We start from the raw sequence: 23,149 nt of genomic DNA on the forward strand, positions 1-23,149 counted from the left end.
AAGAAAAGGGGCATTGTTGTTTTTGGGAAATATTTTCTGTTTAATCCACCTCCAAAACAATCCGATACCTCGGTTTGCCATTCCTCAGTTTTTCCATTGCTTCATTCACCTCCGACATCTTAAATGCCTCCACAATAGGTTCTACTTTGTGACGAGCCGCAAATTCCACCATCTGGCGAATTGCAGTTGGGCTGCCCGTTGGAGAAGCAGAAATAGAGCGTTGTTTGGGCATGAGATTGCCTGCACGCACATTGACTGAACCCGCAACACCCACAATGTGAAAAACACCTTTTGCCTTCAAAGTTTTGAGGTAAGCATTCCAATCCAAATCCGCACTGACCGTATCCAACACCATGTCAAAACGTCCCTGCAATTTCTTCAACGCATCCGCATCGTGTGTACTCACAAAATGATGCGCGCCCAAACTTCGGGCTTCTTCCTCCTTGTCTGGACTCGTTGAAAAAGCCGTCACTTCACAACCCCAAGCCTTCAAAAACGCCAAAGCCAAATGCCCCAAACCTCCAATGCCAATCACTCCAACACTGTGTAAAGGGCTGATGTTGTGCTGCAAAAGGGGATTGAATACAGTGATGCCGCCACAAAAAAGCGGTCCCGCTTTGCTTTCGTCCATACCTTCAGGCAAAGGAAATACCCAAGAAGATTGTGCTTTCACCTTGTCGCCAAAACCGCCATAACGCCCAATAATCGTTGGTTTTACATAGTTGCACAAATTGTGGTTGCCGCTCATACATTCATCACAGGTCAAACAGGAGGCAACATTCCAACCTACTCCCACACTTTGCCCTACTTTTAAATGACGAACAGATGAACCCATTTCGATGATTTTACCCACTATTTCATGACCAGGTACAAAAGGGTAGGAGGTGAAACGCCAATCGTTGTCGAGCATACTCAAATCACTGTGACACAAGCCACAATACTTCACTTCAATGGCGACTTCATCGTGCTTCAATTCGGTCAATTCGTATTCAAAAGGCTTCAATTCACCTTTGGCTTCGTGCGCTGCATAGGCTTGTACTTTCATGTATGTTTGCTTGTTTTGTTTGGTAAAGGAATCCTACAAAAGTAAAAGAAACTTTGGTAAAAATGCCATGTTCCTGTTTTTCTGTTTTTGCCGATTTACCTTTTTCGAGTTTTCCGTTTATCTTACAGAGAGCTATTTCTCTATTCTTCAAAATGCAATTGCTATGAAAACTTTTACACAAACTATTTTTTCTATTTTGTTCGGTGCTTTTTTGTTTTTGATTGTGAATCAAAATGTTAGAGGGCAGTGGGAATTGTTGTTGGGAGAGGAAGGGAAGGATTGGCTATACCAAGACATGAAAGTTACAGAAGATGGTGGTTTGCTATTGATTACCAAAGTAGATAATGATTTCAGATTATTGAAGATAAATATTTTGGGAAAATTAATTTGGAATCGTTCTTTCCACGAATTGAATTTGCCCGATGATGAATTTATCAATCCCAATATTCAATTGCTTCAAAATGGCGAACATTTATTGTTTTACAGCACGGATAGTTTAGAAACCAACAAACGTTTGGCAAGAATGGGGGCTTATGGAGAACCAATATGGGTAAATGATGCGGATTTTTATGGAGAGATAATTGAGCTAAAATCAGGTAATTATTTGCAAGTCACATCCGTAGAAATTGAAGATATTTCGGTAGAAGATGAAAGAGATATAGTCGCAACAGCCTTCAGTCGAGAAGATGGAAGTGTTTTGTGGAAAGAGGTGTATGCAACAGAGGTGGACGAACAAATTTGGAAACGAAAATGGACTTCGGATGGGAATTATATGATTGCAGGGAAAAGCGACCGCCACCATATTTTTACCATGTTATTTTCCGATGAAGGTGAACATATTGGAGGATATACTTATGATTTTGAAGGAGAAAATTTAGATATACCCGAAAATGGGGATGAGCATTTCTTATTCGATATAGAAATAACAAGTGATGAAGGTTTGATTACATTGAGGACTTTTAAAATCCCTAATGAATTCTTTTACTACCCTTATTTGACATTAGAAAAATTTGATAAATTCGGTAATGTTGAATGGAGTAAAACCTATGGAGATGATATCGAAGACAATTACAATGCTTGGGAATCGTCTGGTTTTCGTGTGAGGCAAGATAAGCAAGGGGATTATGTGCTATATGGAGATTTTATTACTGACCTTGAAATACTTCCAAATGTAGGCAGGGTTTCATCTGAAGGTTATTTTTTGTGGGAAAGTGCGTATTATGATTTAATTTATAACGATTGGGTTTATCATTCAAAATCGACATACTTAGAACCTTTGAAAAGTGGTAATTATCTTTTGTTTGGATTTGGCGAAAACTATGTAAACCATCCATCTACTGTTAGTAAAATTCCTTTTGCTGCTAAAATAGATGATTCTGGAAAACTAAAATGGGGAGAGTTTTATGATTTGGGAAAAGGCGAAGACCTATTTTTTGAGCCTAAAACTACTCTGTGCTACGATTCTCAAATTTGTTACACTGCTTCAAGTGTAATAGATTTACATCCCCAAAAAGAGTTTTTGTATATTTTTAGCATCAATGAAAATGGGCTTAGGTATGAAAATTTAGTAAGTGGAGAAATATTTTTAGACTCCAATGAGAATTGTGAAAAAGAAGAAACAGACAAGGGGTTGTATGCAGGTATCGTGGTGACTATTGATTCGCCAGAATTTACTCGATACGCTTACACCGACCTCAATGGCAATTTTTCCGCAGAAATCCCCATCGGCGATTACACCATTTCCTACACCCTCGACAACGATTTGGTCGAACTCGGCTGCGGACAAAATGAATACACCGTCAATTTCACCGAAAACTACGACACCCTCACCAACCTCAATTTCGCCCTGCGCCCCGTTGTAGAATGTCCCAAACTTGAAGTCGAAATCGGCACACCGCTTTTGCGTCGATGCTTCAAAAACACCTACAAAGTTTCGTACTGCAACAAAGGCACATTGGCTGCTGAAGATGCCAAAATCAGTTTAGAATTTCCCGATGCGATGGTTCCGTTGCAGAGCAGTATTCCCGCATTGCAGGAAGGACAGCAGTGGACATTTGACTTGGGAAGAGTCGATATTGGCGAATGTGGCTTTTTTATGGTTACGGATTCCATTTCATGCGAAGCCGAATTGGGCAGCACTTTGTGTTTGAAGTCACGCATTTTGCCCAACGACCCTTGCGAAGCACTAAGTCCGCTTTGGGATGGCAGCAATGTGGAAGTGAGTGGCGATTGTGTAGGTGAAAATGTGCGGTTTACGATGGAGAACATTGGCAGTGGACAAATGAATGAAGAACGGCAATATGTGGTGTATGAAAACAATGTGTTGACCGAAACGGGCAAAATCCAGTTGAAAAACGGTGAAAGGCGGCAATTGTATTTGAACCCCAATGGGCGCAGTCTGCAATTGAAGGTCGAACAAAGTCCCTATTTTCCGAACTCCAATGACGAACCACAGGCTTTTGTGGAGGCTTGCGGAACGGGGAATTTTTCGTATGGCTATATCAACAGCGTAGAACAAAACGACCGACCACCAAGCATTGATATTGACTGCCAAACGATTATTGGCTCTTTTGACCCCAACGACATTCAAGTATCGCCTACGGGAGTGACTGAAAAACACTTCATTGAAGAAAGCACGAAACTGACCTACAAAATTCGCTTTCAAAACACAGGCAACGACACGGCTTTTCGGGTGATGGTGGTGGACACTTTGCCGAGAGAATTGGAAGGCGCAACTTTGAACCTCGGCAGCAGCAGCCACGATTATACCTTTGACATTCTGTTCGGCAATTTATTGGTCTGGACATTCAACGATATTTTGCTGCCCGACAGTACAACCAATGAAGCTGAAAGTCATGGTTTTGTGCAATTTAGCATTTCGCCCAAAGCGGGTTTGGAGATGGGAACGAAGATTGAAAACAAGGCGGATATTTACTTCGACTTCAATGCGCCTGTGGCTACGAATCAGGTGTTCAATACGGTGACGGATGATTTGGAGGTGGATTTTGGTACTCCTTTGAGTTTGAAGGTTACTTTTATTGACTTTGAAGCAGAAGCTTTGGAAAACAACAGCGTGGAAATTAAATGGATATACATCAACTCAGAAAACATCAGTCATTTTGAAGTAGAACGCAGCTCCAATCCCTACATTTTTGAAACCGTACACAAAGTCGAAACACAAAAAGGAGACGAAGAAGCTCATATTTACCAAATTGAAGATGAATACACTGGCACAGAAAACGTGTTGTATTATCGAATCAAGGCAGTAGAGGTGACAGGCAATTACGAGCGCACTTACATCAAAATGGTTTTGTTGGACAGCAAACCCGCAAAATACCAAGTTTGGAGTTCCAATAGAAAACAGATTTTGATAGAATGGCTGGGAGAAAAGGAAGAAAATTATACGATTCAAGTCTTCAACACTGTTGGGCAACACTTATTCGATTTTGAAGTAGATTGGTTCCGTACTATCTTTCCTCATTTAGAATCGAATGTCTATATCTTTCGGATAGTGGATGGAGAGAGAAGGGATATTGAAAGTCAGAAGGTGTTTGTGCGGTAATTCTTCAAAATGCTGAAAGCAAATAATTATAGAAGGTAGTCGAAAAATCCTAATTCCCCCATCTTTTTCGTACCTTTGTGCCCGCTTATTTGCAACATTTGAGCATGGCACTCGTTAGTAGGAGTGAACCATAAATTAGCAATATGTTTATTAAAAAAATGAAATGGATAGGAGTATTGATGGTGACACTTTTGCTGTCATGCCCTTCTTTTGCACAGTATTCGGGTGCTCAACACTCCGAAATAGGACTTTGGTTGGGTACAGGAACGTATTTTGGCGATTTGAATCGCGACTTTAGTTTCAAAAAAACAAAGCCTGCTATTGGCGTATTGTATCGTTTTCACTACAATGAGTATGTCTCATTGAAGGCAGGACTGGGCATGACTTGGTTGGCTCATGCCGATTCTCTTTCTGACAATCCTTTCCAAAAGGCAAGAAATCTCAGCTTCAAAACCTCCATCATTGAAGGTTCTGGACAAATTGATTTGCACTTCAAACGGTTCAGACCTGGCGATGAAAGACATGCTTTTACGCCCTATTTGACCATTGGTTTATCAGCATTCTACTTCAATCCAAAAGCAGAATTTCAGGGCGAAACCTACAATTTGCAGGCATTGGGAACTGAAGGACAGCAAAACAGCGATTTTTCGGGCAGAAAACCCTATAGAAAAGTGCAAATGGCCATTCCGATAGGTGTGGGCATCAAACAGTGGATGAACGGCAATTGGACTTTCTTTTTTGAAGTGAGTTATCGAAATGCTTTGACTGATTATATAGACGATGTAAGTACGACTTATGTTGATCCTTTTTTGCTGGGAGATGGCACGATTGCAGCAGCCTTGGCAGACCGTTCGCTAGAAGTGGGCAGTGTGCGAATTGGAGAAGAAGGAAGACAGCGGGGAGATAGTGTCGGCAATGATGGTTATTTGATGGTCAATGCGGGACTGACTTTTGTTATTTTTAATCGAAAATGTATCACACCGAGGTAGAAAGAAGATGGTAGGATTGGAAAAGGGCCATAAAATCTATTGATACCTTTGACAATCCTACCATTTCAATTATACGATTATTTCAATTTACTCCAATGACTTCTTTCAAAGACAAAATAGACATGGATAGATTGCCCAAACACATTGCCGTAATCATGGACGGCAATGGACGGTGGGCAAAAGAGCGATTTGGTCGAAACCGAGTGTTTGGTCATGCGAAAGGGGTCAAAGCGGTGAGAGAAACAACCGAAGCCTGTGCGGAGTTGGGAATACCTTATCTCACTTTGTATGCATTTTCGACTGAAAACTGGGGGCGACCTGTTGAAGAAGTCGGTGCGCTGATGGATTTGCTGATTAAAACCATTCAGGTTGAAACAAAGCAACTTTACGAGAACAATATCCGTCTTAATGCCATAGGCAATATCTCATCTTTGCCCAAAAGATGCTACGATGGATTGATGGAAGCAATGGAGGTTACAAAAGACAATGCACACATGACTCTGACTTTGGCATTGAGTTACAGCGCAAGGTGGGAAATCACAGAAGCTACTAAGCGTATTGCACAAGATGTGAAAGCAGGTAAATTGGACATTGAAGCGATTGACGAACCATTGATTAGCAGCTATCTAAGCACTTGGAATATTCCTGATCCTGATTTGTTGATTCGCACAAGTGGCGAACAACGCATTAGCAATTATTTACTTTGGCAAGTCGCTTATACCGAATTGTATTTCACGTCAAAATATTGGCCTGAATTTGACAAAGAAGAATTTTACAAAGCCATTTACGATTTTCAGCAACGGGAAAGACGCTATGGCAAGGTTTCACAAGGATGAATGATTGAGTGAATGAATTTTGAATATTCAGTTCCATTCAAAATTCAAAATTCAAAATTGAAATATGAACAGATTATTGACTTTACTTTTACTTTTGGCTGCAATGGTCATTACGATGCCCCTTCAAGCACAAGAAACGATAGATTACCGCACACCGAAAACGTATGAAATTGGTGGTATTACCATCACAGGGACGGAGTATCTCGATGAAAATGTGTTGATTAGTTTTTCGGGGTTGAATGTAGGTGACAAAGTGACGATTCCTGGGGACGATGTGCCGAATGCCATCAAGAAGCTATGGCGACAAGGTTTGTTTGCGGATGTGAAAATATATGCAACACGCATTATCAACGATGTGATTTTCCTCAATATTGACCTCAAAGAAAGGGTGCGCCTCTCCAAATACCGCTTCAAAGGGGTGAAAAAATCCGATGAAGAAAACCTAAAAGAATCGGTTGGCCTAATTCGTGGGCGTATCATCAATCAAAACCTCCTCAACAATGCCAAAAATTCAATCGTAAAATACTACTCCGAAAAGGGCTATCTCAATGTAGATGTAGAAATTACCCAAGAAAAAGATACCCTATTTACCAACCGTGATATGTTGGAATTGAAGATACAGAGAGGAGATAAAGTCAAAATCAACGATGTTTTTATTGCTGGTAACGAAAATGTGAGTGACCGAAAAATCAAGAAGAAAATGAGCGGTACCAAAGAACGCAACCGCTTCAAAACGGGTTTCTTCAAAAAAATCTTCAAAGACATCAACGATAAAAGTATAGGAAATGCATTGGGAAATATCTCTTTATCTCAAACTGCAGATTATATTGATGCCAATGTATTTCGCTTCAAACCATTCAGTTCTTCCAAATTCATTGAGGATGACTTTGAAGATGATAAAAAAGCTATCATTGAATTTTACAACTCCAAAGGTTATCGTGATGCCCGTATTGTGATGGATACTTTGTATTCGGTGGATAAAGATAATGTGGTGGTAGAATTGAAAATTGAAGAAGGCGAACGATATTATTTCAGAGATATAGCTTGGCGAGGAAATAGCAAATATACTGATGTTCAATTGGCTTCAATCTTAGGGATTGAGAAAGGAGATATTTATAATTTAGAGTTGCTGAACAAACGCCTTCAATTGGATCCAAATGGACAGGACATCGGCTCGTTGTATATGGACGATGGTTACTTGTTTTTTCAAATAACACCTTTAGAAAAATCCGTTGAAGGAGATTCTATTGATTTGGTAATCAATGTATATGAAGGCCCACAAGCAACAGTAGATCGCATTATCATCAAAGGAAATACCAAAACCAATGAGCATGTGATTCGCCGAGAATTGCGTTCGGTACCTGGGGCTAAATTTAGCAGAAGTGATTTAATTCGTTCGCAGCGAGAAATTGCGAATTTGGGTTATTTTGATCCCGAACAAATTGGGATTACTCCCCTTCCAGATCCTCAAAAAGGAACAGTAGACATAGAATATAGTGTAGTCGAAAAATCTACCGATCAGTTGGAACTATCAGCAGGTTGGAGTGGAAACAGTGTGGTAGGAAGTTTGGGAGTTGCCTTCAATAACTTTTCTCTAAAAAACATCTTCGATAAAAGTGCATGGCATCCGCTTCCGAGTGGCGATGGACAGCGATTGTCGGTACGTTACCAATCCACAGGTCGCCGTTTCCAAAGTCTAAATTTTTCGTTTACCGAGCCGTGGCTGGGTGGAAAACGCCCAAATGCACTTACTGTGAGTGTGTTCAATTCTCGCTACCGTCAGCTGGATTCCCAAAGTTCTGTATTTGGAGGCTTTAATGGTGGGTTTGCTGATCAAGGAAATATTATTGGTAGTTTGGACATTTCGGGCCTAAGCGTAGGCTTGGGTAGAAGATTGACCTGGCCTGATGATAACTTTAGCTTGCAGGTAGCTCTCAATTACCAACGTTTCAAATTGGACAATTGGCGTTCGTTTCCACAATTTATCATCCAAAATGGATTCATGAACAATGCGAATTTAACAGCCTCTTTGGGACGCTATTCAATTGACAATCCGATTTTCCCACGTATGGGATCTAATATTTCGCTGACCTTACAAGTTACTCCACCCTATTCAGAGTTCAATGACAAAGATTACAGTACGGTGTCTAATGATGAAAGATACAAATGGGCAGAGTACCACAAATGGAAATTCAAAGCAGAATGGTACACCCCTATTGTCGGAAAGTTCGTTTTGAAAACGGCTGTTAAAATGGGCTTGATGGGCTTTTACAACGAAGATATAGGTTATTCTCCATTAGAGCGATTTGAAGTAGGAGGGGATGGTATTGCGAACTTTGACTTATTGTTTGGAAAAGAAATCATTGCTTTAAGAGGATATGAAGTGGAGGATGTTATGGGAGTACGAAATTCGGCTAACACACCCGTAGAAGAACAAGCTGGTTTTCCGTTTTATGCTAAATACACAATGGAGGTTCGTTATCCAATCAGTTTGAATCCAAGTTCTACGATTTATGCACATTCTTTCTTAGAGGGAGGAAATGCATGGAAAAATATCAAGGAATTTAATCCATTAGAAGTTAGAAGAGCTGCTGGAATTGGCCTGCGAATTTTCTTACCCATGTTTGGAACATTGGGTTTTGATTATGGAGTTGGTTTTGACAAACAGCCGAATTCATCTTCAACTGGTGGTGACAGCTTCTTGTCTAGATATGGAAAGTTTAGTGTAATTTTGGGAGTAGAACCAGAGTAATAAAAAATCAAAAAGTAGGTAGGCTCAAATTCAATACAATATGTGAATTTGGGCTTACCTATTTAATTTAAGAATCTAACTGTATTTGGATTTTTCGTTTATTTGACACAATTGGCAAAACAAGACTCCGGTACGGTAGTTTATCCTTTTAAAAATTACATAGGTATTTTGCTGAAGGTTAAATTCTTGCGAATCCATCGAGGTCTTTATAGACTCCATCAAAATTGTCAAAAAAACCGATTTTTCTTAGTTTAAGTATTCCTGCAAAAGTAAATGAACAATGATTCACCACTTTTTTTTCTTTTAATTCTTAATCTAATTTTCATTTTTTACTTAAACTATTGCGTTCACTTAACAGTCTTACAATTGAAAATTATCAGTTTAAAAACCATTTATATGAAAAAGATAGTTTGTTTATTATCGCTTATTTTATTCGTGTCTATTAATGTTCATGCTCAAAGTGTAGGGATTGTAGATACCAAACAAATTCTCCAACAAATACCTGAATATGGTGATGCTCAGAAGCAGTTGGACCAAATTGTAGAAGGTTGGAGAAAAGAAATCGAACAAAAGCACAAAAACATTGATGAAATGTATCGTGCTTACCAAGCCGAACAAGTATTACTGACTGAAAATGAACGCACACGACGTGAGGAGGCAATTGTGAACAAAGAAAAAGAAATGCGAGAATTTCAGAAAGACAAATTCGGTACAGAAGGTGACTTGTTTCAAAAACGTCAAGAATTGGTTCAACCTATTCAAGATGATGTTTTCCAAGCAATTGAAAAAGCTGCAAAGAAGAGAAAAATTGACATTGTGTTGGATAAGTCTGAAGGAGCAGCTATATTATTTTTCACTCCAGAGTATGATATGACTTCTGCTGTATTGAAAGAATTAGGTATTTCTACCAATTAAACTTACTTTTGCACTCACTTTTTTAGCATCAAAACAACCCTCATTCAAATCCTTAACAACAATATTTAATTTGCAAATTTAGTGGGAACTTGTGAAAATAGAGACAGCACAGTTCTTCTTATTTAAACTTTAACAGTCAATATGAAACGTGTATTAAAATTCTTAATGTTAAGTTGTTGCTTTTTGATGGTAACGAATTTGATGGCGCAGAAGTTTGGTCATACCAATAGCATCGAACTTTATAGCAGCTTATCAGAGTGGAAATCTGCCGAGAAGCAGTTGGAAACGTATGCACAACAACTTCAAAAACAACTGAAAACAGACGAAGAAGCTTTCTATAAGGATTTACAAACATTCCAAGAAAGTGTGAAAGCAGGTGCCTTATCCGAAGCACAAATCGAACAACAGTACCCTGTTTTCCAACAGCGTGAACAAAACCTGTTGAAGAAACAGCAAGAAGCGCAGCAAAAAGCATCCAAAAAAGAGTTGGAATTGTTTGGCCCTATCAAAGATCGAGTAAACAATGCTATTAAAGCAGTAATGACTGATGGTAATTATGCTTACATTTTCGACATAGCTCAAGGAGTGATTGTTCCTGGCCCAGCAGGCGAAGATGTAACCACAAAAATCAAGGCTAAACTATAAGTTTAGTAAATCAATGAAATCTGTCACACCGATTTTAATTTTTATATAAAATATAAGACCTAACAATGCCCAACATAGGCACTGTTAGGTTTTTCAATTAATACTTGAATCAAACAAAACATGAAATACTTCAAAATATTTTTCTTTATCGGGTTCATTGCTTTTTCTACACTTAGTGTTCAGGCACAGAAACTCGCATATATGAATAGTGCGAGTTTGTTTAGCAGTCTTTCCACTTTTAAGGCAGCAGAAAAGGAATTGGCTACCTATGTAGAACAACTGAACGCCAAATTTAAAGAACAGGAAGATGCGCTTATGGCACAGGTGAAAACATATCAAGATTCTATCAAACTTTTGCCTCCTATCAAACAAAAAGAAAGAGAAGATCAACTCAAAACCCAAAAAAATGCAATTGACCTCGGTAAAATTCAGGCAAACCAAGATGTGACCAACAAAGAACAGGCTCTGCTGAAACCTATTCAAGATAGTGTTGACAAGGCTGTATTGGATTTGTTGAATGAAGGCAATTATGCGTTCATATTTGATACCGCCCAACCAGGTATTCTACCTGGGCCTGCTGCGGAAGATGTGACAGAAATTCTCCGCAAAATGATAGAAGGAGAAGAATAGATTGCCGATTGCAGAATTGCTGAGAATTGAACAAAAATATCCATGAGTTAAATTATTTTATTCGCAATCCTCAACAATTCTGCAATTTTACCATTCAACAATTATTTATGACTTCTCTTACGCTCTCAGAACTCAACGAAAAAATTGACGAGGCACTCTATGGATTGAGTAGTCGTTCGACTTGGGTAATGGCAGAAATAGCGGAACTCAAAAGCACAGGGGCGGGGCATATTTACTTAGATCTAATAGAGAAAGAGCAAAATAAGATAATTGCAAAATCCTCTGCTACAATATGGTACAATACGGGCTTATTACTAAGGCGGAAATTTGGTAGAAGTCTTTCTCAAATTTTAAAGAAAGGGAATCGGGTCTTGGTAAGTGCAAAAGTCAGCTATCATGCAGTTTATGGTCTCAAACTCAATATCATTGACCTTGATGCTTCTGCAACGATTGGCGATTTGGAATTGCGTCGCTTGGAAACCATTCGCAAATTGCAGGAAGAAGGTTATACCAATGTCAACAATCGTTTAGAACTCCCTTTAGTTTTGCAGCGAATTGCTGTTATTTCTTCTCCAACTGCTGCGGGTTATGGTGATTTTGTCAATCAATTGGAAAACAATCCCTATGGCTACCAAATTCACCACCATCTTTTTCCTTCTGCTATGCAGGGCGACAATATGGAAACCGAAATGCGTCTTCAATTGCAACAAATAGCTGAATATCAGAACCGATTTGATGCTATTGTTATCATTCGTGGAGGCGGTAGTAAGCTGGATTTAGAATCTTTCAACAGTTATGAGTTGGCCAAAACAATTGCGCTACATCCTCTACCGATTCTCACAGGTATTGGACACCAGCAAGATGAAACGGTTGCTGATTTGGTCGCCCATACTTCCATCAAAACTCCTACGGCAGTTGCCGAATATATTTTGGATACCTATATGCAGTTTGAACAGCAATTGTATCTTTTAGGTGAACAAATCCAGCAAAATACCCAAAGACTACTCACCCAACAGCAATATCTACTCAATCATATTGACAGCCGCCTACAATCAAAAGCTATTCATTTACTACAAAATGAGCAAGTAAATATAGCACAACTCCAAGCACGTTTAAATCGCTCTGCCCAACAACGATTGAAGCGAGAAAATCTTCAATTGCAGCTATTGGAGCGCACTTTTCAACTTTTCAATGTTGAAACTTTGCTGCAAAGGGGTTTTAGCATTACTCGAAAAAATGGAATGGCTTTGAAAAATATTCATCCTTTGAAGAAAGGGGATGTTGTAGAAACAGAGTTGGCAAATGGTACTGTGAAAAGCAAGGTAATTTGAAGTTTAAGACCAATTACTTTGGTCTGCCCATCTGTGTAATCAGCGGAATCTTTCAAATCTGTGATTTAAAATAAACTTCCTTGTACAAATGGCTGCTCTAAATCCAGCAACCATTTTTTACGCTCCAAACCACCTGCATAACCCGTCAGACTTCTGTCGCTGCCAATCACTCGATGACATGGAACGACAATCGCAATAGGATTTCGACCATTGGCAGTACCTACCGCACGAATTGCCTTTCTATCCCCCAAAGCCAATGCTACATCCAAATACGAAACAGTTTTGCCATAGGGGATATGCTGCAATTCTTTCCATACTCTTAACTGAAAATCAGTTCCTTGCAAATCCATGGAGATGTCAAAATCGGTGCGTTTTTTATCAAAATATTCTTGTAGTTGAATCGCAGCATCGGATAAAAAAGTAGGAATGACAGTGGAATTATGATTTGGCGCAGCAGCATCCAAAAATTGAATAGCAGTCACCCCCACCTCATTTCCTTCAATAGCAATAGCACCTATTGAAGATTTTAGGTAAGTAACATATTTGGGAGTGTGAGTAGTCATCGTTTGTAATGTTTAATATTGAACTTCATGGCGCATATTTTTCTGCTAATCCTCCATCATTTCTACCTCATCATATTCTTCAAAAAGCAAGTCATTCAAATCGTCCTCATCGCTTTCAAGGTGCCTAAGGTTGGCATTGTTTCCACGAACTCTGATTCCTCTTACTTTGAACAAAGGAGTTAAACCATCACTAGCTACTATCTTTACTTCCATGCTTTTAGAAGCTGCAATTTCTAAACTTGCACCAGCATCTGCAATGTTGAGAGAGTCAGTACTGATAGAGCCATTTGCTCTGATGGCCACCTCTGCATTTTTTTCGACCGAATAAAGAATAGTAGCAGATTCAGCTACTTTTAGCTCTGTGATGATGTAATGACCGTCGACCCAGTCACCATTAGAAAAAGCCGTTTTGACAAAGCGAGCCAATTCCGCCTGATTCATAATTCTTTGTGTAGTAACCCCCGTAGCCTTAAACACCAATCCGCCACTTCTGCCAAAACGAATCATAAAACCAGCATCATTGAGCGTCAAGGGACTGCCTACAGGAGCGACTTCTCCTTGAATTTTGGTGGTGATATTTACACTGCTTGAAGACACAAATTCCAATTCTTCCGTATTGTCATCTTCTCTTACCATCATTTCAAAGTCAAAATGAGCGTTTGAGATATTGTCAATTGTTTCAAATACACTATTGCGGAAGATACCTATGTCACCTAACTTCAAAGGTGTACCAGGAGTCCAGGTCGCCTGATAACCAAATTTTTTGTGTAAATCTCGAATATATCTTTTGTAAATCGCCGCCATAACATATTGTTTATATAATTTTTTTAGGTAATAGTCCAATGACTTTAAAAGTTGCTAAAAATACAATAAATTTGCATCACAGAAAAATAAAATATCGATGGAAAAAAAACGCAGACACTATCCTGGGGAAGTGCGAGAACCTGGTACAAAAGATTACGCAGTTATTCTCAGTCATTTAATCAAATATAGAAATTTATTGTTAGCCAATAGAACTTTACAAGCAGATGAGGCCTTGGATTTATTCAATAAAATCTCAGAAAAACTCAATGAAATAGGTTTTCCAAAAGCGGCTAAAAAAGTGAAAAGAAAAGCGAGCAGTGCGAACAACATCTCGAAAAAAGTAGAGGAAGTAGTGGGTATAGCGGCTGAAAAATGGCGAGAAGGCAAAGAACAACACGAACAGGTTCGCATTGAATTGAAGGAAAAAGAAAAAGAAGAGAAAAAAAAGAACCGGAAACAACGAACTCGAAAATCTGAAATTTAGAGCCAATCAATTTTTTTCTTTTTCAATAATCGGTAATACATATTCTTAGCCGATTTTTGCAATATTTTTTGTTCATAGTCACTATAATCTTCGAATTTATCGAGTTCGCTGAGGTATGTCTGATTGTAACTTTGCAGTTGATTGAGTGCAGTATCTGATTCAAAATCAAAAATTTGTTTTTGGAGATAAGCTAAATTTTCTTTTAGTAGATTTTTGGCAACATTTATCTTTGACGCATCAACCGCTTCAATAGCCTTTCGGAAAGTAGCGTTGCCTTTATACAAAGCGATTTGTTGGTAAACCATTTTATTTTGATTCGCTTCCCATTGATTTACATCATGAGTCGGTGTGATGTGTAATGTTTTTTGTAATTGTACCATGTCTTTGTCTAAATCCTGCTTTAGAATAGTAGCATAGCTAAAAGTAGTGGCTATATCTATGGGGTTTTGAAAGGTTTTTAACACCAAAAATTTGAGCAATACTGCTTTTTCTTCTCCTGCAAACATATTGCTAAATGAAACAGTAATAACTCCTTGTTTTTCGTTAATCGGCAGACCATAGGCTTCTTCTAACTGCAATATATCACTGGGAAAAACCACCTTCAACAGCTCTTTTTGAGACACCACATTCTGTAAAATCCTCAATTCATCGAGCAAAGTTTCGGTCACTTTCTCGGCTTTATCAATGAAATAGTAATTTGCTCCGCCATATTCCGCCAAACCCTCCATAAGGTCTTCGTCAAAATCTGCTCCTAAACCAAAAGTAGAAAGACTCATATTCTGACGCTCATGGAAGTACTGTGTTGTATCTTTCAATACTTTAGGATCAATGATTCCTCTGTTTGCCAAACCGTCTGATAGCAACAGTACTCTATTGACATAGTTTGAATTATAATATTCTGAAACCTGTTTGAACCCCTCCAACATTCCTCCACCCAAATTGGTGGCACCATTGTCATAAATCGCATCTATTTTTCGCTTCAATTGCTTTCGTGTCTTGCTATTGGTAATGCTTAAACTGGGCTGCATCACTTCAATTTCGTGGTCATAGGCTATGATAGAAAGGATGTCGCTTTCATCGAGATGATCAATTACCACTTTTGATGCTTGGCGTGCATATTTCAATTTTGCTCCTGACATTGAACCACTTCTGTCTAATACCAGCGATAAATTAAGAGGGGGTTTTTGGGTATTTGTAGAAAATTTTGCAGCTTTGGCGTTGATATAGAGGTAAACAAATTTTTCTTTTGAGTCAGGTTGATAGAAACAATTGTTTACTTCCACCAGAACGTTTATCAAAGGTGTTTGTTGAAAGGAAAGTGAAACACTTTTGGGTTGAGCGATACTTTGAAAACAGCAAAAAACTGATATGAAGAAAGCAGTAATGAATAGTTTATTCATAGAACGATATATAATGGACAATGAAAAGTAGATGGACAAGGTTGTTTGTCCTTCCTTGATTTTTCGTGTATTTTTGCACTAAAATAACAAAAAACATGCAGAATATAGAGCCTTTTTATAGATGGCGAAATGCATATATTGCAGAAGAAGACCAAAATTCTCCCTTTTTCGGTCGAGAATACAGTGAATTTGAATACTCCAATCGCATTTACAATTACTACATCCATCCACAATGGGACGATATTGGTTCGAATACATTGTATATAAAAATTTTGTATATAGATTATAGCAAGGGTTTTGCTATTATTGAGATGTTTGGGGAATGGAATGATTGTATTGACAATGATATCATGTCTTTGAAGCGAAATATCATTGACAAACTGCTCCGAAAAGGAATTCATAAGTTTGTGATGATTGCAGAAAATATCTTAAATTTTCACAGTGATGATGATTGTTATTACGAAGAATGGTATGAAGAGGTAAAAGATGACGATGGCTGGATCACGATTTTGAATATACGAGACCACATTCTGGAGGAAATGCAAGCCATTAATCTACAATATTATATGTCTTTTGGTGGTTTGCTCAACAATGTGAATTGGCGAGGACTGAAGCCACAACATTTTTTTGAGGCGATTGATAAAGTAGTTGGCAGACAATTGTATCTGGATTGAGAAGTGGAAGATTAAAACAACAACAACACTTATGTGCTACGATATAAAAGCAACCTTGGAAGCCCAGTTAAATCGGGCAAAGAGAAATTTAGAGGCCGAAGCTTTTCAAGAAATTCGGCAAAGGTTGATTCCCCAAACGAATTTACCGATTTACCACGCTTCCGGGTTTAGCCATCCTAAAATGTTGATATATACAGACAAAAGTCCAAATCATCCAACCGTTTCTACTTGGGGACTTGTTCCGCATTGGGTGAAAGATGCTGCTCAACTCAAGAAAAGTTGGAACAATACCCTGAATGCAAGAGGGGAAACCATTTTTGACAAACCTTCCTTTCGGGAATCTGCTCAGAATCGTCGGTGCATTGTACAAGTAAACGGGTTTTATGAACACCATCACTTCAAAGGAAGTGCCTATCCATTTTTTATTCACCACCGAACCCATGAGCCTTTGACATTGGCGGGTTTATGGAGTGAATGGGTAGATAGGGAAACGGGGCAAATCCTCAATACGTTTTCCATTGTGACAACGAAAGGAAACCGAATGATGGCAAAAATTCACAACAATCCAAAACTTGAAGAGCCCCGAATGCCCCTCATTTTGCCACAGGAACTAGAGGATAAGTGGTTAGCACCTATTGTAGATGAGCTGGACAAGAAGGCTATTCAAGAATTGATAACTGCTTATCCAGAAGAAGAATTGGAGGCTTATACAGTGAACCGATTGAGGGGTAAAAAATATGTCGGTAATGTAGAGGAGGTTTCTAAACCATTTGAATATTTTGAAGAGTTTTCTTTTTGATTGGAGGATTTTGATAGAATTGAAAATAGTTATTTGTTGAATGTGCCTATTCATCTCACCCTTTTACTTAAATGCGAAGTTCAAGTTATATGATTACTTGCATAAAGAAGACTTGTATTTAGCACAATAACCACATGGACTACAATAATCATCTTGTGCTGCTGATTCTTTACTGATTTTTTCAATTATACTTTTGCATCTATTCAAACCTTGACAATTGTTATTCAAGTGGTATTTGGTTGCATATTTTCCCCTGCATACCCAAACTTCTGTTTCGGGAGTTGGTGATTCTATTCCATAGATATTGGTAGAAAAGGTGTTTATATTGGAGGGAATACTTGAGGTATAAGCCAAATTGGAGCAGAGAATTGTGCCGATAAACAAGGCAAAAAATAGAGTGAGTAAAGGTAGTTTTTTCATTAGGGCTTGGTTAAAAATTAGAATAATAAACTGAAAATCATGAAGAGGCATAAGGTTACAATATGCCAAAACCTTTCCATTTCAAGGTAGTAAATAATCCTCTTAACCTCGCAATTAAATTGTCATTTTTCTGATTGTAACGTTTTGCTGTGATAATAAAAAAGCCACTGAAAAAGCTTATGTTTAAAGTACGAACCAAACAAGTGCAAATTCAATGGCATCTCAAATTAACAAAAATTGTACGATTGTATTACCGATTTTGGAAAATAAATACGATTCATTTTTAAACGACCCAAAAATAGCTCGCCAAATAATTAGCGAAATATGGGCAACAAGCCCCGAGTTATTTCCTGCACAAATGACTAAAGGTTATGTGCTTAACGGCAAAACTCGGCCGTCGAAAAAAATGAATATCCAAATGCGAAAAATAAAAGTAGCGGGACAAAATTATCAAATACGCCCAAGTTTCATTCTGCCTTATTGCAGAGCGAAGACGTATATAGCTTCTAAAGGCTTGTTCTTAAAGCGGTTCGGTGTTCCTTTCTGGGCATTGGCATTTGCTTTTGGATACAATGCGATGTGGTGGTCCGCCTCTATAATTGTTTTAGTGATTATAGCATTGTAGGCACAACCATCCATGACCCAGAAAAATTACCTTCCGATATTTTAGCAGATGAACACCATGTAAAAATACAAGGTAAAAAAGCTTATGTGGCTACAACTGTGGGACAAAACTGTTTTTAGGTATGGAAGTTTCTTCTGGCGCAGATGCGGATTCTTTGGAAGAAGCTTATGGTGTATTCAAACAAGAAGCAGAGGATGTGTCATCTGACTACCAACCTAATACAGTAAATACAGATGGGTGGACAGCTACACAGAACGCATGGCAAAAACTCTATCCAAATATTCAAGTCATTGAATGTTTCTTACACGCCTTTCTAAAAATTAGAGACAGAGCTACAAAAAAGATTCAAGACTATTTCAATACAGCAGCAGATAAGGTGTGGAAGGCTTATCGAACTACTTCAAAAAGACAATTCGCACAACATATAAGAAGGCTTCGGGAATGGACAGCTAAGAATGTGCCTTCCTGCCCCATGAAAGATAATATTCTTAAACTCTGTAAAAAGAAAAACAAGTGGTTAGCACATTTTGACTTTCCCAAAGCACACAAAACCTCCAACATGATAGATAGATCCATGAGGGCAATGAATAGACATGCCAACAACTCCCAAATGTTTCATGGAGATATACTTAGCACTACTCATAATTTCAGAGCTTTTGCCCTTCTTCATAATTTTTCACCCTCTTGTTTACAGGCTTGGGATGAATCAGCTGTCTTAATCAGTCCTGCGGCAAGACTCAACGGATTTGTCTATCATCATGACTGGTTACAGAATTTTGTTAATCGCGGCTTCGTTAGGAGGATATCGAAATCACAGCAATCCGTTATAATCAGTCATTTTTATTTGTCGTGCTGAAAATTTATTTATGTATGACCAACAAAAAATGCCTTGCAAATCAAAGATTTACAAGGGTGGTTTGGTTGTGATCCGCTGGGGGGGCTCGAAGGCACGGCAAAAGGCCGTTGCTCTACCAGCTGAGCTACGGAATCAACCGTTTCGCTTAGCGAGCCGCAAATATAGAAGGTCATTTTTATTTGTCGTGCTGAAAATTTATTTATGTATGACCAACAAAAAATGCCTTGCAAATCAAAGATTTACAAGGCATTGGTTTGGTTGTGATCCCGCTGGGGCTCGAACCCAGGGCCCACGGCTTAAAAGGCCGTTGCTCTACCAGCTGAGCTACGGAATCAACCGTTTTGCTTAGTGCGCCGCAAAGGTAAGAGGTTTTTTTAAGATTTTATTAATAAATCCAGAAAAACGTCTGAAATTTTATTGATTCTTCAAAATTACCCCGTCTGCAATGAAGGTAACATCTACTTCAGGTTCCGTAATTTTTTCAATTTCTTCTCGTGGCAAACCTTCATCCTCGGCATAGTGACGCAAGTCGTCTACAGTAGTAGTATCTACTTTTGCTTCACCTTCAATGATAACCGTTTTGCCCACAATATCCTTGGGCATGAAAAAACCATAATCTTTGAAAGTCACACGCATCGTATTGCCATCAGGTTTCTTCAAAGTCATCCAACAACCTTTCACCTGACAAACCGCTTCAACTTCAGCCTTGGTCTTGATCTTCATCGAACCCGTTTCTCCCATCGAAACCTTCGACAACATATCGTCCAACGACATCACGCCACTTTCATCAATTTTTTCTCCAAAGTGCTGAACACCGTTATCTACCAACTGAACAGCATCAGAAGATTCTGCTTGAGGGCTTGAACTACTACTATTGCAGCCCACCAACAAGGCGGCTACGAAAAATAACAATAAGGATTTTTTCTGCAACATAATTTTTAAAATTTGCAAGTGATGATTAATCTAATTCAACTGCAAAGTTAACAACAAAATCACAAACCACATTCCTAATTTTTTTGGACTTTGGACGAAAGAAGTAGGACGCAAGATGTGGCAACAAAAAAACAAACTTATATGCTCATATATTGGTCAATAAACACATATTAGAGTCTGAATTTCTATCCGTTAATCAATGCCTGTTTCACCGTATTTCTACCCAATTGATACATGTGAACTTCATCGGGACCATCCGCCAATCGGATTACCCTTGCCGATGCAAAGTAACCAGCCAAAGGCGTATCTTGGCTCAAACCCATACCACCAAAAGCCTGCATCGCTCTATCTACTACACCTTGCGTCATACTTGGTGCCACAATCTTGATCATCGCAATCAGGTCTTTCGCACCTTTCACCCCTTCCTTGTCTATCTTATCGGCAGCCGAAAGCGTCAACAAACGGGCTTGTTCGATTTCACAACGAGAACGAGCAATGTCTTGACGGATGCTGCTAAAATCTTTGATAGCACGACCGAAAGCTACTCGCTCCGAAACTCGGCGACACATCAAATCCAAAGAACGTTGTGCCATGCCAATCAAGCGCATACAGTGGTGAATCCGACCAGGACCCAAACGTCCCTGTGCAATTTCAAAACCACGACCTTCGCCCAACAACAAATTGGACGCTGGAACCCGCACATTCTCCAGCAATACTTCTGCATGACCTCCTGGTGAATCATACGTGCCGAAAACCGCCAATGGTCGAACCACAGTCACGCCCGGCGTATTTTTAGGCACGAGAATCATACTTTGTTGTCCATAGCGATCAGCCTCTGGATCGGTTTTGCCCATCACAATCATGATTTCACACCGAGGATCCATCGCACCCGAAGACCACCATTTTCGACCATTGATGACATACTCATCACCCTCTTTCATGATAGAAGTTTGTATATTGGTCGCATCAGAAGAAGCCACCTCAGGTTCAGTCATCAAAAAAGCCGAACGTATTTTGCCCGCCATCAAAGGCTTGAGCCAACGCTCTTGATGTGCAGGGCTACCGTATTTTGCCAGCACTTCCATGTTGCCCGTATCAGGTGCGGCACAATTGAAGACTTCCGAAGACCACAAGATTTTACCCATGATTTCTGCCAAAGGAGCATATTCCAAATTGGTTAAGCCAGGGCTTAAATCACCATAATCTTCTGGTAAAAACAAATTCCAAAGCCCTTCTTCTCTAGCTTTCTCCTTCAATGCGTCCATACCTGGCCACACTTTCCACGCATTTTCAGACGCATGTGTCCAATGACCATATTCTACTTCAATGGGATAAATATTTTCTTCCATAAAGCGATTGAGTTTCGCTTGTAGGTCTTTTACTTTCTGTGAGTATTCAAAATTCATATGGTTAAAAATTATGTTTGTTATTTAATTTTTGGGTATCATTTTTTTATGTTTTATTTCCTACATCCTACATCCTACATCCTACATCCTACATCCTGCATCCTACATCCTACTTCCTACTTCCTACTTCCTACTTCCTACTTCCAAAACCATCAAACTCTCTCCAAATCTGTCCGATAAGTCTGTGATGCTTTGTAAAATAAAATCATGGCTGCAAAAGCTGCAAAAAAGGAAACCATCATAGCCCATCTAAGTGCTTCCTCACCATATACTGGAGTCAAATAATCACTCAAAACACCAATCGTCAAAGGTCCTAAGCCCAAACCAATCATATTGAGTACAAAGAACAAAATGGCAGAAGCAAAAGCCCGCATTTTGGCACTAACCAAACTGTGCGCTACTGCAATAGAAGGGCCTAAATACAGTGCACCCAAGAAATTGGTCAAAAAAGTAGTTGCAATCACCAAATTGGTGTTGGCATGAAAAAACAAAATCGCCAACGGGAAAAACAACAGCAAATTGGACAATGCCGAAATCCAACAATACCAGCGCAAATCCTTGTATCGCAGTCTATCAGCAATTATACCTCCCATAAAAGTTCCCAAACCACCGCCAATGCCTGCACTCAATGCCATCCATATTCCAATCGTCATGGTGTCCAATCCGTGCATCCTCGCCAAAAAAGGTGGAAACCAATTGCCCATACCATAATTCACAAAAGTATGAAAACCCGTTCCAAGCGAAATGAAAATGAATGTTTTGCGAGAAAGCAATATTTTCATTCCTTCTGTAAAAGAAGGGGCTTCTTGTTGTACCTTCAATTTGTCCGACATTCCTTTTATCGGCTCTTTTACAGTGAAATACACCACAAAAGCATACAAAATACCAGGGATTCCCAAAACCCAAAAAGCAGTGCGCCAACCATATTTTTGGCCAACTATACCACCAACCAAAAAGCCCAAGAACACGCCGATGTAAACCCCCGTCGAATAAATGGACAAAGCGGTAGCCCTTTTCTCAGGTGGAAAATAATCGGAAATAATGGAATGTGCTGGCGGACTTCCTCCTGCTTCCCCTACTCCAACCCCAATTCTTGCAAGCAACAAATGGGTGAAATTTTGCGCCAAACCCGAAATAGCCGTCATACCACTCCAAACGACCAAAGCGATTGAAGTGATGTTTTTACGATTGCTTCTGTCTGCAAATCGTGCAATTGGAATACCCAATGTTACATAAAAAATGGCAAAAGCAAAACCCGTCAATAAGCCCAATTGCGTATCAGACAAGCCCAAATCTGCTTTAATGGGTTCTTGTAGAATTACCAAAATCTGTCGGTCAATAAAATTGAAGGTATATACGCCCGTCAAAACGAGCAGCACATAATTTCGGTAACGGTTGGAGTAAGTAGGAGGAGCGTTGTTTGTAGGCATGGAAAAGAAGTTTGTTTTATTGAAGTAAAGCTAATAGAAAAAAAACAAAT

Annotated in this window: 21 protein-coding genes and 1 tRNA gene; 13 read left to right on the forward strand and 9 right to left on the reverse strand. The window is 39.1% G+C overall.

Annotation, left to right across the window (positions count from 1 at the left end):
* Nucleotides 1-40 precede the first annotated feature (40 nt).
* Nucleotides 41-1,045, reverse strand: a complete 1,005-nt coding sequence (locus R3E32_28935) for an NAD(P)-dependent alcohol dehydrogenase (protein ID MEZ4888787.1) — start codon at nt 1,043-1,045, stop codon at nt 41-43.
* 163 nt (nt 1,046-1,208) lie between these two features.
* Here R3E32_28935 and R3E32_28940 point away from each other — a divergent pair, with 163 nt between their 5' ends.
* From R3E32_28940 to xseA, 8 genes are all read left to right on the forward strand, one after another.
* A complete protein-coding gene (locus tag R3E32_28940; protein ID MEZ4888788.1) occupies nt 1,209-4,607 on the forward strand; it encodes a hypothetical protein in 3,399 nt (1,132 codons plus the stop codon).
* A gap of 158 nt (nt 4,608-4,765) precedes the next feature.
* Nucleotides 4,766-5,596 (forward strand): DUF6089 family protein, encoded by an 831-nt coding sequence (locus R3E32_28945; protein ID MEZ4888789.1) that lies wholly within the window; start codon nt 4,766-4,768, stop codon nt 5,594-5,596.
* A gap of 95 nt (nt 5,597-5,691) precedes the next feature.
* On the forward strand, nt 5,692-6,432 hold the full coding sequence (locus R3E32_28950) for an isoprenyl transferase (GenBank protein ID MEZ4888790.1): 741 nt from the start codon (nt 5,692-5,694) through the stop codon (nt 6,430-6,432).
* 64 nt (nt 6,433-6,496) lie between these two features.
* Nucleotides 6,497-9,184: a POTRA domain-containing protein gene (locus R3E32_28955; protein MEZ4888791.1), complete on the forward strand. Its 2,688-nt coding sequence runs from the start codon at nt 6,497-6,499 to the stop codon at nt 9,182-9,184.
* 396 nt (nt 9,185-9,580) lie between these two features.
* Entirely contained in the window at nt 9,581-10,099 is a 519-nt protein-coding gene (locus R3E32_28960; protein ID MEZ4888792.1) for an OmpH family outer membrane protein, read from the forward strand.
* 141 nt (nt 10,100-10,240) lie between these two features.
* A complete protein-coding gene (locus R3E32_28965) occupies nt 10,241-10,744 on the forward strand; it encodes an OmpH family outer membrane protein (protein ID MEZ4888793.1) in 504 nt (167 codons plus the stop codon).
* Between the two features lie 120 nt (nt 10,745-10,864).
* A complete protein-coding gene (locus R3E32_28970; GenBank protein ID MEZ4888794.1) occupies nt 10,865-11,374 on the forward strand; it encodes an OmpH family outer membrane protein in 510 nt (169 codons plus the stop codon).
* Between the two features lie 26 nt (nt 11,375-11,400).
* Complete coding sequence (gene xseA, locus R3E32_28975; protein ID MEZ4888795.1) at nt 11,401-12,705, forward strand: exodeoxyribonuclease VII large subunit; 1,305 nt, start codon at nt 11,401-11,403, stop codon at nt 12,703-12,705.
* 65 nt (nt 12,706-12,770) lie between these two features.
* Here the strand turns inward: xseA and R3E32_28980 are convergent, their stop codons facing one another.
* The gene (locus R3E32_28980; protein ID MEZ4888796.1) at nt 12,771-13,268 is read right to left on the reverse strand and encodes a methylated-DNA--[protein]-cysteine S-methyltransferase; all 498 of its coding nucleotides are present in this window, start codon (nt 13,266-13,268) and stop codon (nt 12,771-12,773) included.
* 45 nt (nt 13,269-13,313) lie between these two features.
* Complete coding sequence (locus tag R3E32_28985) at nt 13,314-14,072, reverse strand: hypothetical protein (GenBank protein ID MEZ4888797.1); 759 nt, start codon at nt 14,070-14,072, stop codon at nt 13,314-13,316.
* 97 nt (nt 14,073-14,169) lie between these two features.
* Between R3E32_28985 and R3E32_28990 the strand changes: the two genes are divergently transcribed.
* Nucleotides 14,170-14,556: a hypothetical protein gene (locus tag R3E32_28990; GenBank protein ID MEZ4888798.1), complete on the forward strand. Its 387-nt coding sequence runs from the start codon at nt 14,170-14,172 to the stop codon at nt 14,554-14,556.
* Here the strand turns inward: R3E32_28990 and R3E32_28995 are convergent.
* Nucleotides 14,553-15,956, reverse strand: coding sequence for a VWA domain-containing protein (locus R3E32_28995; GenBank protein ID MEZ4888799.1), 1,404 nt, complete (start codon nt 15,954-15,956; stop codon nt 14,553-14,555). The genes R3E32_28990 and R3E32_28995 overlap by 4 nt on opposite strands.
* 95 nt (nt 15,957-16,051) lie before the next feature.
* Between R3E32_28995 and R3E32_29000 the strand changes: the two genes are divergently transcribed.
* Together R3E32_29000 and R3E32_29005 are read left to right on the forward strand one after the other, a co-directional pair.
* Nucleotides 16,052-16,630 (forward strand): hypothetical protein, encoded by a 579-nt coding sequence (locus tag R3E32_29000; GenBank protein ID MEZ4888800.1) that lies wholly within the window; start codon nt 16,052-16,054, stop codon nt 16,628-16,630.
* A gap of 31 nt (nt 16,631-16,661) precedes the next feature.
* Nucleotides 16,662-17,429, forward strand: coding sequence for an SOS response-associated peptidase (locus tag R3E32_29005; GenBank protein MEZ4888801.1), 768 nt, complete (start codon nt 16,662-16,664; stop codon nt 17,427-17,429).
* A 93-nt stretch (nt 17,430-17,522) separates the two neighbouring features.
* Here R3E32_29005 and R3E32_29010 read toward each other — a convergent pair whose 3' ends face one another.
* The gene (locus tag R3E32_29010) at nt 17,523-17,849 is read right to left on the reverse strand and encodes a hypothetical protein (GenBank protein ID MEZ4888802.1); all 327 of its coding nucleotides are present in this window, start codon (nt 17,847-17,849) and stop codon (nt 17,523-17,525) included.
* Nucleotides 17,850-18,063: 214 nt separating this feature from the next.
* Here R3E32_29010 and R3E32_29015 point away from each other — a divergent pair, with 214 nt between their 5' ends.
* Together R3E32_29015 and R3E32_29020 are read left to right on the forward strand one after the other, a co-directional pair.
* Nucleotides 18,064-18,474, forward strand: a complete 411-nt coding sequence (locus R3E32_29015; protein MEZ4888803.1) for a hypothetical protein — start codon at nt 18,064-18,066, stop codon at nt 18,472-18,474.
* A gap of 121 nt (nt 18,475-18,595) precedes the next feature.
* A complete protein-coding gene (locus tag R3E32_29020; protein MEZ4888804.1) occupies nt 18,596-19,330 on the forward strand; it encodes a hypothetical protein in 735 nt (244 codons plus the stop codon).
* Between the two features lie 261 nt (nt 19,331-19,591).
* On the opposite strand, the gene R3E32_29025 is transcribed toward R3E32_29020, so the two are convergent.
* The 4 genes from R3E32_29025 to R3E32_29040 all read right to left on the reverse strand — a co-directional run bounded on the left by R3E32_29025 (nt 19,592) and on the right by R3E32_29040 (nt 23,099).
* Nucleotides 19,592-19,664: transfer RNA gene (locus R3E32_29025), tRNA-Lys, on the reverse strand.
* Between the two features lie 80 nt (nt 19,665-19,744).
* The gene (locus tag R3E32_29030; GenBank protein ID MEZ4888805.1) at nt 19,745-20,263 is read right to left on the reverse strand and encodes a DUF4920 domain-containing protein; all 519 of its coding nucleotides are present in this window, start codon (nt 20,261-20,263) and stop codon (nt 19,745-19,747) included.
* Nucleotides 20,264-20,448: 185 nt separating this feature from the next.
* Nucleotides 20,449-21,669 carry an acyl-CoA dehydrogenase family protein gene (locus R3E32_29035; protein MEZ4888806.1) on the reverse strand — a complete coding sequence of 407 codons (1,221 nt, stop codon included), beginning with the start codon at nt 21,667-21,669 and terminating at the stop codon, nt 20,449-20,451.
* Nucleotides 21,670-21,821: 152 nt separating this feature from the next.
* Nucleotides 21,822-23,099, reverse strand: coding sequence for an MFS transporter (locus tag R3E32_29040; GenBank protein MEZ4888807.1), 1,278 nt, complete (start codon nt 23,097-23,099; stop codon nt 21,822-21,824).
* Nucleotides 23,100-23,149 lie beyond the last annotated feature (50 nt).

This window comes from Chitinophagales bacterium (genome assembly GCA_041392475.1).
GTDB lineage: Bacteria > Bacteroidota > Bacteroidia > Chitinophagales > UBA2359 > JAUHXA01.

Coding starts and splice junctions, on each gene's coding strand:
- R3E32_28935 (MEZ4888787.1), bottom strand. CDS start 1,045: ATGAAAGTACAAGCCTATGCAGCGCACGAAGCCAAAGGTGAATTGAAG.
- R3E32_28940 (MEZ4888788.1), top strand. CDS start 1,209: ATGAAAACTTTTACACAAACTATTTTTTCTATTTTGTTCGGTGCTTTT.
- R3E32_28945 (MEZ4888789.1), top strand. CDS start 4,766: ATGAAATGGATAGGAGTATTGATGGTGACACTTTTGCTGTCATGCCCT.
- R3E32_28950 (MEZ4888790.1), top strand. CDS start 5,692: ATGACTTCTTTCAAAGACAAAATAGACATGGATAGATTGCCCAAACAC.
- R3E32_28955 (MEZ4888791.1), top strand. CDS start 6,497: ATGAACAGATTATTGACTTTACTTTTACTTTTGGCTGCAATGGTCATT.
- R3E32_28960 (MEZ4888792.1), top strand. CDS start 9,581: ATGAAAAAGATAGTTTGTTTATTATCGCTTATTTTATTCGTGTCTATT.
- R3E32_28965 (MEZ4888793.1), top strand. CDS start 10,241: ATGAAACGTGTATTAAAATTCTTAATGTTAAGTTGTTGCTTTTTGATG.
- R3E32_28970 (MEZ4888794.1), top strand. CDS start 10,865: ATGAAATACTTCAAAATATTTTTCTTTATCGGGTTCATTGCTTTTTCT.
- R3E32_28980 (MEZ4888796.1), bottom strand. CDS start 13,268: ATGACTACTCACACTCCCAAATATGTTACTTACCTAAAATCTTCAATA.
- R3E32_28985 (MEZ4888797.1), bottom strand. CDS start 14,072: ATGGCGGCGATTTACAAAAGATATATTCGAGATTTACACAAAAAATTT.
- R3E32_28990 (MEZ4888798.1), top strand. CDS start 14,170: ATGGAAAAAAAACGCAGACACTATCCTGGGGAAGTGCGAGAACCTGGT.
- R3E32_28995 (MEZ4888799.1), bottom strand. CDS start 15,956: ATGAATAAACTATTCATTACTGCTTTCTTCATATCAGTTTTTTGCTGT.
- R3E32_29000 (MEZ4888800.1), top strand. CDS start 16,052: ATGCAGAATATAGAGCCTTTTTATAGATGGCGAAATGCATATATTGCA.
- R3E32_29005 (MEZ4888801.1), top strand. CDS start 16,662: ATGTGCTACGATATAAAAGCAACCTTGGAAGCCCAGTTAAATCGGGCA.
- R3E32_29010 (MEZ4888802.1), bottom strand. CDS start 17,849: ATGAAAAAACTACCTTTACTCACTCTATTTTTTGCCTTGTTTATCGGC.
- R3E32_29015 (MEZ4888803.1), top strand. CDS start 18,064: ATGGCATCTCAAATTAACAAAAATTGTACGATTGTATTACCGATTTTG.
- R3E32_29020 (MEZ4888804.1), top strand. CDS start 18,596: ATGGAAGTTTCTTCTGGCGCAGATGCGGATTCTTTGGAAGAAGCTTAT.
- R3E32_29030 (MEZ4888805.1), bottom strand. CDS start 20,263: ATGTTGCAGAAAAAATCCTTATTGTTATTTTTCGTAGCCGCCTTGTTG.
- R3E32_29035 (MEZ4888806.1), bottom strand. CDS start 21,669: ATGAATTTTGAATACTCACAGAAAGTAAAAGACCTACAAGCGAAACTC.
- R3E32_29040 (MEZ4888807.1), bottom strand. CDS start 23,099: ATGCCTACAAACAACGCTCCTCCTACTTACTCCAACCGTTACCGAAAT.